Here is a 13,334-nt window from a genome sequence, read left to right on the forward strand (position 1 = left end):
TGAGGCATGAGACCTTTCCCATGGAAGGCCGCGCTCGGGACCGCCCTGTCAGCAGGCCTGCTCGCCGCCCCGCTGACCGCATTCCCGGCCTACGCACAGGACGGCAACGCTGCCGTTCCCGGCATCATCATCAACGAGGCATACCTTTCCGGCGGCAGCGCCAACGCCCCGTTCAACACCAAGTTCGTAGAGCTTTACAACCCCACCAGTGAACCGGTGAGCCTGGACGGCTGGTCCCTCCAGTACCGGTCCGCGACCGCCACCGCGGCGCCCACCGGCATCGGTACCCTCTCCGGCAGCATCGCTCCGGGCGGGTATTACCTGGTTTCCGGCGCCAGCAACGGCACCACCGGCGCGGCCCTCCCGAACGCCGACGCCTCCATCGGCGCCAGCTTCGCCGGAGGCGGCGGCACCCTGATCCTCTCGAACCAAGGCACCCGCGTTGATCCCCTGCCCACCGGCTCGGTCATCGGCGCTCCCGGCGTGGTCGATCTGATCGGCTACGGCACCTCCAACACCTTCGAGACCGCAGGCGCGGCCGCGCCCGCCGGCAACTCGGATCCGAAGTCGCTGAACCGCACCGGGTTCTCAGATTCGAACAACAACGCCGCCGACTTCACCCTCAGCACGTCGGTCACCCCCACGTCTTCGGCCGGCACGGCTCCCACCGAGCCCACCCCCACACCGACACCCACACCCACGACGCCGGTACCGGTGCCGGTCCCGGGCGACGCGGTTCCGATCGCCGAGATCCAGGGCACCGGTGCGGCCAGCCCGCTGATCGGCCAGACGGTCACAACCCGCGGCAAAGTCACGGGCGTCTACGCCACCGGCGGCTTCAACGGCTACTACATCCAGACCCCGGGTACAGGCGGTGACATCAACCCGGCCACGCACACCGCATCGGAAGGCATCTTCATCTTCTCCGCGGCAACTGCAGGCCAGGTGACCGCCGGCGACTACGTCGAGGTCACGGGTACCGTAGGCGAGTACTACAACCTCACGCAGCTGACCGTCGCCGACGGCGCCATGACGAAGCTCAGCGAAGCAGCGCCCGAGGTCAAGCCCGCCGCCGTAGCCTGGCCGGCCACCGAGGAACAGCGCGAGACCTTTGAGGGCATGCTGCTGTCGCCTCAGGGCGAGTTCACCGTCACCGATAACTTCTCGCTGAACCAGTACGCAGAAATCGGCCTCGCAGCCGGCAATTCCCCGCTTGTCCAGCCGACCGCCGTAGCTGCCGTCGGTACCCCGGAGCACGCCGCCGTCGTGGCGGACAATGCTGCCCGTGCCGTGAAGCTCGACGACGGTGCCAGCACCAACTTCCTCAACGCCGCCAACCAGGGCAAGCCCCTGCCCTACCTGACACCGGAAAACCCGGTCCGGGTAGGTGCCGCAGCAACCTTCAGCACCGGCGTGATCCTCGATTTCCGCAACAGTGCCTGGAAGTTCCAGCCGCTGACCGAACTGACACAGGCCAACGCGGCGACGGCCACCCCGGCGTCGTTCACCAACACCCGCACCGCGGCGCCCGAGAGTGTCGGCGGCAACCTGAAGCTCGCGTCCTTCAACGTGCTGAATTACTTCACCACCACCGGTGACACGCTGTCCGGCTGCACCTTCTACAAGAACCGCAGCGGCGAACCCGTGACCGTCAACGGAGGCTGCGACGCCCGAGGCGCCGCCAACGCAGCGAACCTGGAACGCCAGCAGGCCAAAATCGTGGCCGCGATCAACGCCCTGGGCGCTGACGTCGTCTCGCTGATGGAGGTGGAGAACTCCGCCAAGTTCGGCAAGAACCGCGACGATGCGCTGTCGCGCCTGGTGGCAGCCCTCAACGCACAGGCACCGGGAACCTGGGACTACGTCCGCTCCCCCGCGGCTCTGCCTGCCGATGAAGACGTGATCCGCTCCGCCTTCATCTACCGCACCGGAACCGCCGAACCTGTCGGCGAATCCACCATCCTGGACAACGAAGAGGCGTTCTCCAACGCCCGCGAACCGCTGGCCCAGGCCTTCCGCCCCGCCGGCGCGGAAGACGGCACCGAAATCCTCGCCGTCACCAACCACTTCAAGTCCAAGGGTTCGGCGCCCTCCTCCGGCGAGAATGCCGACACCGGCCAGGGCGGCTTTAACGCAGACCGCGTCCGCCAGGCGCAGGCACTGGTGGAGTTCGCCGGGACCGTATCGGAAGCAGCCGGCACGGACAAGGTGTTCCTGCTCGGCGATTTCAACGCCTACCACGCGGAGGATCCCATCAAGGTGCTGGTTGACGCCGGCTACGTTGACCTCGGCGCAACCACGGGCAAGCACTCCTATGCCTTCGGCGGGACCGTCGGCAGCCTGGACCACATCCTGGCCTCCCCGGCAGCCAATGAAGCTGTCACCGGCGCGGATATCTGGAACATCAACTCCGTGGAGTCGGTGGCCTTCGAATACAGCCGCTACAACTACAACGCCACCGATTTCTACGCACCGGATCCCTACCGGGCCTCGGACCATGACCCGATCCTCGTCGGCATGGACCTGACCGCCGAAGGTACGGACACCGCCACGCTGAACCTGCTGAACATCAACGACTTCCACGGACGGATTGATGCCAACACGGTTCCGTTCGCCGGAACCGTTGAGGAACTGAAGGCCGGCGCACCGGAGGGCAGCTCGCTGTTCCTCTCCGCGGGCGACAACATCGGCGCGTCCCTGTTCGCTTCCTCGGTGCAGCAGGACCAGCCCACCCTTGATGTCCTGAACGCCCTCGGGCTGCAGGCCTCGGCCGTCGGCAACCACGAGTTCGACGGTGGTTTCGCGGACCTCACCGGCCGCGTCGACGCGGGTGCACAGTTCCCCTACCTGGGCGCCAACGTCTACACCAAGGGCACCACCACGCCTGCACTTCAGGAGTACGAGATCATCGACGTCAACGGCGTCGATGTTGCCGTTATCGGTGCCATCACCCGGGAGACTGCAAGCCTGGTCAGCCCGGGCGGAATCAGCAACCTGGACTTCGGCGATCCGGTGGAAGCGGTCAACCGCGTAGCCGAACAGTTGGTGGAGCAGGACCTCGCCGACGTGATCATCGCCGAATACCACGAGGGCGCCGGCAGCGGCACCCCCGACGGCGCCAACCTCGATCAGGAGCTGGCGGCCGGCGGTGCCTTCGCGGAGATCGTCAATGACACCACCCCGCTGGTCGATGCCATCTACACCGGGCACACCCACAAGCAGTACGCCTGGGATGCAGCCATTCCCGGCGGCGACGGCAAGACCCGTCCCGTGGTGCAGACCGGTTCCTACGGTGAATTCATCGGCCAGATCCGGCTCGAATACAACGCAGCAACCGACGAGGTCACGTCCTACACCGCAGCCAACGTGGCCCGCACCAAGACGGCCGCACCGGAACTGGTAGCCGCCTACCCGGCCGTGGCCGAGGTAAAGCGGATTGTCGACGCCGCCCTGGCCTACTCGGCCGAGGTGGGCAACCAGCCCGTCGGCTCCGTCACCGGAGACATCACCTCGGCCTTCGTGGGTACTGCCCGCGATGACCGCAGTTCCGAATCCACCCTTGGCGCGTTGGTGGCCGATTCACTCCTGTCCACCCTTGCAGCCCCCGAACGCGGAGGCGCCGAGATCGGTGTCACCAACCCGGGCGGCCTGCGTGCCGAGCTCTACTACGGCGAGGACGGCGTCATAACGTACGCCGAGGCCAACGCGGTCCTGCCCTTCGTCAACAACCTCTGGACCACCACGTTGACCGGTGCCCAGCTGAAGACAATGTTGGAGCAGCAGTGGCAGCCGGACGGCAGTTCACGTGCCTTCCTGGCCCTCGGCCTTTCGGACAACATCACCTACACCTTCGACCCGGACCAGCCCCGCGGCTCACGGATCCAAAGCGTCACCATCAACGGTGCCGCCATAGACCCGGCCCGGGATTACCGGGTGGGTACGTTCAGCTTCCTGGCCCAGGGCGGCGACAACTTCACCGTCTTCAACGAAGGCAAGAACACCCGCGATACCGGACTGGTAGACCGTGACGCCTGGATCAGTTACATCTCGGCCAACAGTCCCCTGTCTCCCGACTTTGCCCGTCAGGGCGTAGTCGTCAAGGGTGCACCCACCACGGTCAAGGCAGGCACGGCAGCGACGTTCACCGTCGGCCAGCTGGACCTGACATCACTCGGCAGCCCTGCCAACACCTCGCTGGCAGTCAGCTTCGTGAATGCTGCCGGCACCTCCACGGCCCTGGGCACGGCACCGGTCAGCGCCGGTGCCGCCACAGTGACCGCGACGCTTCCCGCGTCGGCCTCCGGCGCCGGATCCCTGGTGCTGACGGCTGCTGGTTCCGGCACCACGGTAACCTTGCCGGTCACGGTCGAGAAGGCTGCAGCGCCGGCGCCGGCGCCGGTCTGCAAGGCGCCGACCGCTCCGAAGCAGTGGTGGGACGTTCGCGGCTGGGTCCGCTACGCCTACGAACTGGCGCAGTACATTCTGTGCCTGGCCGGACGGAAGTAACCGGCTAGCAAAGCAATGACAGAAGCGCCGCCTTGGGTTTACCCGGGGCGGCGCTTCTGCGCTGTGGACGGCTATCGTGGTGATCCATACCTGCAATGGTCCGGAAGCCGGCGTCGGAACAGGAGACATTTTCATGGAGCAGCACCACAACCGGTCTTCTTCTCCCCTGCCGCCGGATCCACCCCCGCATGGGGCACGTCCCGACGGCCGGCGGATCACGGTCCGAAGCCAGGGCTCGGAACTGGCGGTGTACCAGCACGGGAGTCCGGATTCCGCAGTGCCAAGTATCCTGCTGGTGCACGGCTACCCGGATGACCATCACGTGTTCGACGGCGTAGTGGAACGGCTGGCTGCGGACCGGCACGTCATTACATACGACACCCGCAACGCAGGCGCCTCGCGGCTTACAGGGAACACCGCGGACCGCGGTTCCTTGGCGCCCTACCGGCTGGAGCTGCTGGTGGAGGACCTCTATGCCGTCCTCAACGCCACCGGGACCGGACGAGTGCATCTGGTAGGCCATGACTGGGGATCCATCCAGGGGTGGGCCGCGATACAGGACCCGAGGGCACAAGGCAGGATCCTCAGTTACACCAGCATCTCGGGGCCGGACCTGGGCCACTTCCGGCGCTGGTTCAGCACCCGGCTGCGCTCACCCCGCCTCTGGCCGCAGGCCCTTTCACAGGCCCTGCGGAGCTGGTACGTTGCAGCCTTCCACGTCCCGGTCCTGCCCGACGCTGCTTGGAAGTACCTGCTGACCCCCCGCTACGAGAAATACGCCGGCCGGAAAATCGGCGACAGCGGAGTTCGGGGCCTGCAGCTTTACCGGGCCAACATGTTCCGCTCGGGCGGCACGGTACCCGACGGCGGCTATCCCGGCCCCGTGCAGGTGGTCGTTCCGCTGCGGGACCCGTTCCTTTCGCCGAAGCTGGTCTCCGGCCTGGAAAGCCGCTTTCCCCGGGTGGAAGTCCGGGAGGTGGCCGCCGGCCACTGGTGGCCGGAGCGGAGCAGCGGGGACTTCGCGGCGATGCTGGACCGGTGGATGGCGGAACACTCCGACCGCGCCGGATGACCACCCCTTAAACCACCGCAGGCCGCCGGAGGATTCCGGCGGCCTGCGGTGCTGGTGTGAGACTGGTTCGGATCAGCGGCTGCTTTTGCCTCCGCGGCCGCTCCCGCCTTCACCCTCCATATCAATCTGTTCCTTGCTGACCTCTTCGGTGACGGTGGCCTCTTCTGTCACGGTTTCGGTGTCCAGCCGGACACGCTCGACCGGGACTGCTTCCTTTTCCACCACGGGCTCCTCGGCGTGGAGGGTCACTTCGTGTTCCTCCTCGCTGATCGTTGGTCCGTCCATGGCGGAGCCACGGTTGGCGTCCGTGATGGGCTCACGCTCAATCCGGGCTTCCTCGTGGCTGACCGGAACCGTCTTGGTGACGTTCTCAGTGGTGACGTACTTACGCAGGCGGGCCCTGCCTGACTCCCGGCTCTGCTTCCCAACGTGGAGCTGCTCCTCGGAGCGGGTCATCGCGTCGTCCGTAGTAGGGCCGGAAGTGTCATGCCCCACCTGGCCGTGGTCTGAACCCCGGCTGCTTTCCGTCCGGCCGGAGGTTCCGCCGCTCGAGGTTCTGCTTCCGCTCGAGGTCCCGCTTCCGCTCGACATGCCGCTTCCGCTCGAGGTCCCGACGCCGGATCCTGCAGAGCTCCGCTGGCCCGAGGTACCGGAAGTACCGGAAGTACCGGAGCTACCGGACGTGCCGATGGAGTAGTAGCTGTAAAGCTCATCCTGCTCCTGGTCGCTGAGGTGTCCGTCCTTGTCCACCCGCGGAGCGTCCTTCACCATCTCTTTGGAGTACGGCACCCGCACAACAGATCCCTCAACCGAGGCTTCGGCCAGGGGCACAAAGCTCTCCTTGGAGCCAAAGAGCCCGGTCTTGGTGGTGACCCATGCCGGCTGGCCCGACTCGTCATCCAGGTAGATATCCCCTGCCGAGCCGATCTTTTCCCCGTTCGGACCTTCCACGGTTCCGTGGTTCATAATCGTGTCGATCTGTTCACTGGTGATCACGTTGTTCTCCTGTGTTCCGCGCCTCGCGGGCGCATGGTGCTGCCTCGGTAACTACATCCCCCGCTTCCCCCACGACCTTTCCGCCGGTTTCCTTCGGGCGCCGGCCGGTTCGCCCGTCCGGTCAGTCCCCCAGCCCGGCCTTGTCCACCTGGCGGTGGAAGCGCATACCGCCCAGACCGCCGAGGATGGCCCCGATCAAGGCCACAGCTGCGGCCACGATGGCGGCAATGATTGTCGACGCCGTTGCGTTGTCACCGAACATCGGAATCTGGGGGAATCCGTTGAGTTCAACCAGGATGTTGAACTGGTCGCCCGCGATCGCGGCCAGGATGGCCGCCACAATGGCGATGACCACTGCCCAGACCCAGACTGCAATACCCTGCTTCATCCCGTTAAAACGCGCCATTCGTCCCGCGACGTACCCGCCGCAGTAATAGGCCACGAAGAGGATCACGAGCAGGATGATGGTCCCGGTGATCGTGATGGCGGTGGCATCCGGGCTGTCGTCGTTCAACAGCACTGCCGCGCCGAGGGCGGTGGCCAGGGCACTCAGCAGCACCGTGGTTCCGATGGCGGTCAGCCAGCCAAAAAACGCCGAGCCGATCTTCACTCCACCGAAGGTCGCTTTCTCACGCTCAACCACCCGCCGGCGGCTGGTGTTGTCCATCGCGTCGCCCCGCGTGCCGTCCGGAGTCGGGGCCGCACCGTCTCGGCGCTCTCCGGCCCCCTGGCCGGCAGCCTTTCGTCCGCGGTCCCCTGCCGCACTTGCACTTGTGCTCATGAAGGTGTCCTTTGCGGTAAGAGCAGCCGGGGAATTCCCCTTTTGGCCACTGGTGCTCCCAACGCTAGGCTGAACGGGAGGAAATAAAAAGGGTACTTAGTATCTGGAGCCCTTGACAGCAGGTCTCCTCCCTTCGACCTTGACCGCTCTCTGCACCTTTGGGAATCCCCGTCGGGAATTGATCCGGCCTCTCCCGGGTTGTAGCCAGCAATACACCGTCAAGATTCATCTAGGAGAAATCATGACAACTCAGCTCGAATCGACTTCCCCGGCCCTCACCGACTGGATCCCCGCCAAGCAGTTCATTGGCGGGCAGTGGCGCGACGGCCGTTCGGAAAAGACCCTCACGGACACCAACCCCTTTGACGGTTCGCAGCTGATGACCATGCAGCAGGCCTCCCGCGAAGACCTGAATGACGCGTACGCCGCAGCAGAGGAAGCCCAGAAGGATTGGGCTGCCAAAACCCCGAACGAGCGCCGAGCCGTCATCGCCCGCGCCGCAGAAATCTTCGAGGAACGCCGGGACGAGATCATTGCCTGGCTCAACGCCGAATCCGGCAGCACCATGCTGAAGGCCAACATTGAAGTTGCCTCCGCCGCCTCCATCACCCGCGAGGCAGCCACCTTCCCGCACCGTGTGTCCGGCAAGATCATGGACTCGGACACCCCGAACAAGGAACTGCGCGTCTACCGCGCACCGCTGGGCGTGGTCGGCGTCATCAGCCCGTGGAACTTCCCGCTCCACCTCTCCCAGCGCTCCGTGGCTCCGGCACTGGCCCTGGGCAACGCCGTCGTCCTGAAGCCTGCCAGCGACACCCCGGTCACCGGCGCCCTCATCATCGCCAAGATCTTTGAAGAGGCAGGCCTGCCCGCGGGCGTGCTGAACGCCGTCGTCGGAGCCGGCTCGGAAATCGGCGACGCCTTCGTGGAGCACCCGACCCCGCGCATGATCTCCTTCACCGGTTCCACACCGGTGGGCAAGAACATCGGCGCCCTGGCCGCCACCGGCGCCACGCTGAAGTACACGGCACTTGAGCTCGGCGGCAACAGCCCGTTCGTGGTTCTCGCCGACGCCGACGTTGACCAGGCAGTCCGCGCCGCAGCCATGGGCAAGTTCCTGCACCAGGGACAGATCTGCATGGCCGTGAACCGGATCATCGTCGAGGACGCCGTCTATGACGAGTTCGTCGAGAAGTTCACGGCGCACGTGAAGACGCTGAATGCCGGCGATCCGACCGACCCGAAGAACGTCGTGGGCCCGATCATCAACGCCAAGCAGCTCGAGGGCCTGAAGACCAAGATCGAGACCGCGAAGTCCGAAGGCGCCCGCCTCCTGCTCGAAGGCGAAATCAACGGCCAGGTACTTTCCCCGACCGTCTTCGCCGACGTTACCAAGGACATGGAGCTGGCACGCGAGGAGATCTTCGGCCCCATCGCCGGGATCATGCGCGCCAAGGACGCCGAGGACGCACTGGCCCTGGCCAATGACACCGACCTCGGCCTCTCCAGCGCCGTCTTCACCGCCAACCTGGAGGAGGGCGTCAAGTTCGCCCGCCGCATCAAGGCAGGCATGACGCACGTCAATGACTTCCCGGTCCAGGACGAGGCGCACATTGCCTTCGGCGGCGAGAAGAACTCCGGCCTCGGCCGCTTCAACGGCGAGTGGGCCATCGACGAATTCACCACGGACCACACCATCAGCGTCCAGCACGCTCCGCGGGAATACCCGTTCTAATCCGGTAACGGATACCGGCAGGTAAACGACGACGGCGGTCCGCACCAATAGGTGCGGGCCGCCGTCGTATTACGTCTTGGCTACACTTGAACGCGACACACCCCAGGGCGTCTGGCGCACTGTTAGTCTCCCTCTCACCGGCCCGGAAACTCCGCGCCGAACTACTGGGGGAATTGATTGGATTGACCGCTTCTTTTTTCCGCCGAGGCCGCATATGCGCCTTGGTTCTCGCGTCCGCTGCCTTACTGACCGCCTGCGGCACGGAGACGGCCGCCGAGCCGGCACCGTCGAAGAGCCCGACGGCCACACCGTCCACTTCGGCAACACCGTCGGCGACGGCGTCAGCGACAACGCCTGCTGCAACACCGTCAGCGACGCCGGCGCCCACGGAAACGCCCGTTCCTGAACCGGCAGCACCGGTCACCGTCACCACCCCCAACGGGCTGCACAGCTTCACCCTTCCGGCCGGATGGTCGGCCGTTCCGACCGAACCGCTGCCCATGCTTGCCCATAGCGTCGGTCTGTCACCGGCGGCCTTCAACATTTTGGACTCAACCGGGAACCCGGTAGCCAAGTTTGAAAGTGGAGCCGACCTCCACAACATCTCAGTAATTAGCCCGGGGCACATCATGTACGACGTACAGGAACTGCCCGGCTACACGAACAAGGTTGGCGAGCCTGTCTATTTCCAGTTTGAATCCCGTCCGACCTACGCAGCACCGGGATCTCCCAGTCGCGGCTACTATGTCCAGCTTGAGGATGACGGCTTGCCGGACGCGGATGGTATGGATGGCGGCAATGCCTACGGCACGGTTTTCATGTCTGACGGCGACATCAGGTTCGAAGCCCTCATTGATCCCGGAGCCTTCGCGGACGACGCCGCAGCCCGGGCCTGGATGCAGACCGACATCTACCAGCAACTGAAAGCTATGATGCTTTCGCTGACCTACAACGGCTAGGGACAGAACGACGGCGGCTGCGCACCTTGGAAGGTGCGCAGCCGCCGTCGTTAACGGTTATTCGCCGTTAACAGCTATTCGCCGAAGCGGGCCACCAAGCGCCCCAGCACCTGGTTGTTCTTGAGCCGCTCAAGCCCGTCACCGACCTGGTCGAAGCTGATTTCCTCGTACCCCGGAGTGATCTCGCCGCGGAGCATCAGGTCGAAGACTTCCTCGATGTCTTCCACGGTGCCGCCGAGGGAACCCTCAATGGACTTGCCGAGGATGGTGTTGGTCGCCACCGTGAAGGTGGGCTTGCCGAGGCCAACCTGGACCACCTTGCCGCCGCGCCGGACCGCATTCACGGCCTTCTGCGTGGTGTCGAACCCTGCGTAGTCAACGATGAGGTCGAAGTCGCCGCCACGCCGCGGGTCGGTGACCCATTCCGCGGCGTCCTTGACGCAGGAAACTACGCCGGCCTCCTTGGCATTGGCCCAGGCTTCTTCCTTCATCTCGGCTACGTGCACTTCGGCACCGGCCAGGACGGCGGCGCGGGCGCCGATCTGCCCCAGGCCGCCGAAGCCGATCACGCCGACCTTCATGCCCTTGGCTGCCTTCCCGACTTTGATCATGGCGTGATAGGAGGTCATGCCGGCGTCCGTGGCGAGGGCAGCGAGGGAAATATCGAGGCCCTCGGGAACGCGGGCCAGGTCGCGGTAGTCCGCAGCGAGCTTGTCCGCGAAGCCGCCGGGAGTGAACATGCCGGTAGGCGGCTGGACTCCGGAGGAGCATACGCCGACGACGTCCCCGACCTGGAAGCCGGTCACCTCGGATCCCAGCGCGGTGATCACGCCGGCGTTTTCATGCCCCTGCGTCATCGGCAGGAACGGCATGGCGGATTCTCCGACCTCCATGTACATCACGTCGGAGTGGCACAGGCCCGCCGCCTTGACGTCAATGATGACCTGCGTGGGTGCCGGAACGGGCTCCGGGATTTCGTTCAGCTGGATCGGTTTGCGGTCCCCCATGTACTGCCAAGCTTTCATCACAACGTGTCCTCTCGGGTTGATTCGCGAGGCGGCTGCCGTGCTGGATAGGAGCACGAAATGGAGTGGTTCAGCCCCGCTGATGCCGATTTTATCGGCGCGGCACACTCTGGCAGGGGCCAGGTTCACCCGCCGCTGAGCGCTGGGCGCGCCGCTCCGGCGCCCCTCACCGCCACTGTTACTGTGCGACGTGCAGGCTTGAAAGCCGGGTTCAGCCCAGCACAGCAGGTTGGTCCTGGCCGGCCGACGGTTCCGGGGCCGTGGCCCGCGAATTCGGAACCGCAGCGGTGGACGCGGCAGCGGACAGCACCGCAGCGGCTATCGCGTCGGCGTCCTGCAACGTCCGTGAACCTTCCGCTGCCGGAGCGCCGGCCTCGGCGGCAATCGCCGTTCCCCACTGGACCGAGGACAACTGCAGCCCCAGCACAAACAGGTTCTCCACCGGTTCGCCGCTGACGCCCACCGCCCGATAAGGCGGCAAGGTAACGTCCAGCCCGGGAGTCATCACGGGGGTACCGTCGGCGGACATCATGACCTTGGGTCGGGCCAGGCCGTCGCGGATCAGTCCTGCCAGCAGCGGTGAGACGCTGCGGTCCACCCGGTTGGGCGGCATCATGGCCTCCATCAGGGTGGAAGCTGCGTATTCAGTGCCCACCCAGGGGGATGAGGCCGTGAACATGCCCCGGGCCTCGTCCACGTCAAAGCGTGGATCCGGCCCGACAAAGTGCACCAGTCCGGCGCGGACCAAGGCCGCCAGCTGTTCGATCCGCTCCGGCGGCGGACCGCTGGCCAGGCCCTCGACCAGCGGCTCAAACCAGCCCCGCAGCTCGGTGAGCCAGGAAGGTTCGGCCAGGCCGCCGTCGGCCACTACTGCTTTCAAGAGGCTGCGTCCGGCGTTCAGGGCCCCGATTGCCATCTTCAACGGGTCGTCTTCCCCGGCGGCGCTTCCGGCGGCGTCCTCCTCCAGATAGGCCAGGACGGCGTTGTCCGCGTCGGCGGCACCCTTGAAGGGGCGGCGTCCCAGCGGCTGGGCCAGGGCTTCAAGATTGGTGCGGCGGTTGGACGGGACGTAGGCGTCCAGCACCGCTTCCTTCGCGGCATCCCACTCCGGGCCCGGAAGGTTAAGGGCAGCTTCCAGCTGGTCAGAGAATTGCGCGGCGGTGCCGTTCAGCTCGCCGGGGGCCACCCGGGCGAGCGTGCTGTAATACGCCCAGACCGCGTCACGGTGCAGCAGGGGCCAGAGATCGTGGTCAAAACCGGGCAGCAGGCCGTCGGCCCGGAAGGCGAGCGCCCTCTCGCGGGTCAGCCAGCGGAGGTGCACTCCGCGGGGGACGTAGGAGTCCAGCTTCGCCTTGGCCCGGTAGGGGGTGCCGCGGCGTGAGGCAGCGATCAGCTGCGGTTCCCGGCCCGAGGGTTCGTAGCGCAGGGCGCGGCCGGCGGGCTGCCCGGTGGCGACGTACCGCCCGCCGCGGCCGACGGTGGCGGCAGCCATCACGTCAAAGAAATTCAGACCCAGTCCGCGCACCAGTACCGGTTCCCCGGCGGGCAGGCGGGAGAAGTCGACGTCCGCCGGCACGGCAGGCGGAAGGTAGGTCAGTCCGTGGCGTTGGGCGGCGTCCTGCAGCCGTGCCTGTTCCGGGGAAAGCAGTGCGGGCAGGTGCCCCAGGGCCAGCACCACGGCGTCCGTTGCCAGGACCTGCTGTCCTTCCAGCTCGACGATCAGCCGGCCGTCCGCTTCGCGGGAGATGCCCAAGGCTTCGGTGCGGCGGTGTACGAGCTCCACGCCGTCGTCGGCAGCGGTTTTCCGCAACTGGTCGTAGGTCCACTCCAGATACCGCCCGTACAACGGACGGCTGGGGAAATCCGCGGGACCAAGCGCGGCCAGCTCCTGGCGGTCACCGGCGGAGAGACCATCCGCCGCACGGGTGCCGGCACCCATCAGCTCGCGCCACTGGTTAAAGGAGAGTCCGGCGGGCGAGGGCAGCAGGTCGCGGACCGTATCCCCGGCCGGGACCACGGTGGGGAACAGCGCCGGTGTGTTCATCAGGAAAAGCCGCGACTGATTGGTCCGCCAGACGTGGCCCGGACCCGGGTTAAAAGGGTCAATCAGCTCAATCCGGAGGGGCTGGCGCTGCGCACCGGCCCGCCGGTTGGTCAGAAGCCGGTCCACTACGGAGAGGCCGCGGGGTCCTGCGCCAATGACAGCTACCCGGAAACTCTGCGTGTGATCCATCCATCTAGGGTATCCGGAGCCGGAGCG

The 13,334-nt window shown here is 66.1% G+C and carries 9 protein-coding genes; 5 read left to right on the forward strand and 4 right to left on the reverse strand.

Translation table 11 applies throughout. The features are described 5' to 3' along the window. Nucleotides 1–6 precede the first annotated feature (6 nt). Complete coding sequence (locus tag NNX35_RS15175; protein ID WP_255868209.1) at nt 7–4,506, forward strand: ExeM/NucH family extracellular endonuclease; 4,500 nt, start codon at nt 7–9, stop codon at nt 4,504–4,506. Nucleotides 4,507–4,783: 277 nt separating this feature from the next. Further along, the gene (locus tag NNX35_RS15180; protein ID WP_255868211.1) at nt 4,784–5,578 is read left to right on the forward strand and encodes an alpha/beta fold hydrolase; all 795 of its coding nucleotides are present in this window, start codon (nt 4,784–4,786) and stop codon (nt 5,576–5,578) included. A 72-nt stretch (nt 5,579–5,650) separates the two neighbouring features. On the opposite strand, the gene NNX35_RS15185 is transcribed toward NNX35_RS15180, so the two are convergent. Continuing rightward, nucleotides 5,651–6,574: a PRC and DUF2382 domain-containing protein gene (locus tag NNX35_RS15185; protein WP_255767444.1), complete on the reverse strand. Its 924-nt coding sequence runs from the start codon at nt 6,572–6,574 to the stop codon at nt 5,651–5,653. A gap of 121 nt (nt 6,575–6,695) precedes the next feature. Next, on the reverse strand, nt 6,696–7,355 hold the full coding sequence (locus NNX35_RS15190; protein ID WP_255868212.1) for a hypothetical protein: 660 nt from the start codon (nt 7,353–7,355) through the stop codon (nt 6,696–6,698). Between the two features lie 241 nt (nt 7,356–7,596). Between NNX35_RS15190 and NNX35_RS15195 the strand changes: the two genes are divergently transcribed. From NNX35_RS15195 to NNX35_RS15205, 3 genes are all read left to right on the forward strand, one after another. Beyond that, nucleotides 7,597–9,090: an aldehyde dehydrogenase family protein gene (locus NNX35_RS15195; RefSeq protein ID WP_255767442.1), complete on the forward strand. Its 1,494-nt coding sequence runs from the start codon at nt 7,597–7,599 to the stop codon at nt 9,088–9,090. A 214-nt stretch (nt 9,091–9,304) separates the two neighbouring features. Next, complete coding sequence (locus NNX35_RS15200) at nt 9,305–9,496, forward strand: hypothetical protein (RefSeq protein WP_255868213.1); 192 nt, start codon at nt 9,305–9,307, stop codon at nt 9,494–9,496. A gap of 94 nt (nt 9,497–9,590) precedes the next feature. Further along, complete coding sequence (locus NNX35_RS15205; RefSeq protein ID WP_255767440.1) at nt 9,591–10,049, forward strand: hypothetical protein; 459 nt, start codon at nt 9,591–9,593, stop codon at nt 10,047–10,049. Nucleotides 10,050–10,123: 74 nt separating this feature from the next. Here the strand turns inward: NNX35_RS15205 and NNX35_RS15210 are convergent, their stop codons facing one another. Then, on the reverse strand, nt 10,124–11,074 hold the full coding sequence (locus tag NNX35_RS15210) for a zinc-binding dehydrogenase (protein WP_227923933.1): 951 nt from the start codon (nt 11,072–11,074) through the stop codon (nt 10,124–10,126). 211 nt (nt 11,075–11,285) lie between these two features. Continuing rightward, complete coding sequence (locus NNX35_RS15215) at nt 11,286–13,307, reverse strand: FAD/NAD(P)-binding domain-containing protein (RefSeq protein WP_255863692.1); 2,022 nt, start codon at nt 13,305–13,307, stop codon at nt 11,286–11,288. Between the last annotated feature and the right edge of the window lie 27 nt (nt 13,308–13,334).

Source organism: Arthrobacter sp. zg-Y844, from assembly GCF_024385465.1.
Lineage (GTDB): Bacteria > Actinomycetota > Actinomycetes > Actinomycetales > Micrococcaceae > Arthrobacter_B.

Bases quoted from the DNA above. Each gene is read 5' to 3' on its own strand.
- NNX35_RS15210 (WP_227923933.1), bottom strand. From the start codon at position 11,074: ATGAAAGCTTGGCAGTACATGGGGGACCGCAAACCGATCCAGCTGAAC.
- NNX35_RS15190 (WP_255868212.1), bottom strand. From the start codon at position 7,355: ATGAGCACAAGTGCAAGTGCGGCAGGGGACCGCGGACGAAAGGCTGCC.
- NNX35_RS15215 (WP_255863692.1), bottom strand. From the start codon at position 13,307: ATGGATCACACGCAGAGTTTCCGGGTAGCTGTCATTGGCGCAGGACCC.
- NNX35_RS15205 (WP_255767440.1), top strand. From the start codon at position 9,591: ATGCTTGCCCATAGCGTCGGTCTGTCACCGGCGGCCTTCAACATTTTG.
- NNX35_RS15195 (WP_255767442.1), top strand. From the start codon at position 7,597: ATGACAACTCAGCTCGAATCGACTTCCCCGGCCCTCACCGACTGGATC.
- NNX35_RS15175 (WP_255868209.1), top strand. From the start codon at position 7: ATGAGACCTTTCCCATGGAAGGCCGCGCTCGGGACCGCCCTGTCAGCA.
- NNX35_RS15200 (WP_255868213.1), top strand. From the start codon at position 9,305: ATGCGCCTTGGTTCTCGCGTCCGCTGCCTTACTGACCGCCTGCGGCAC.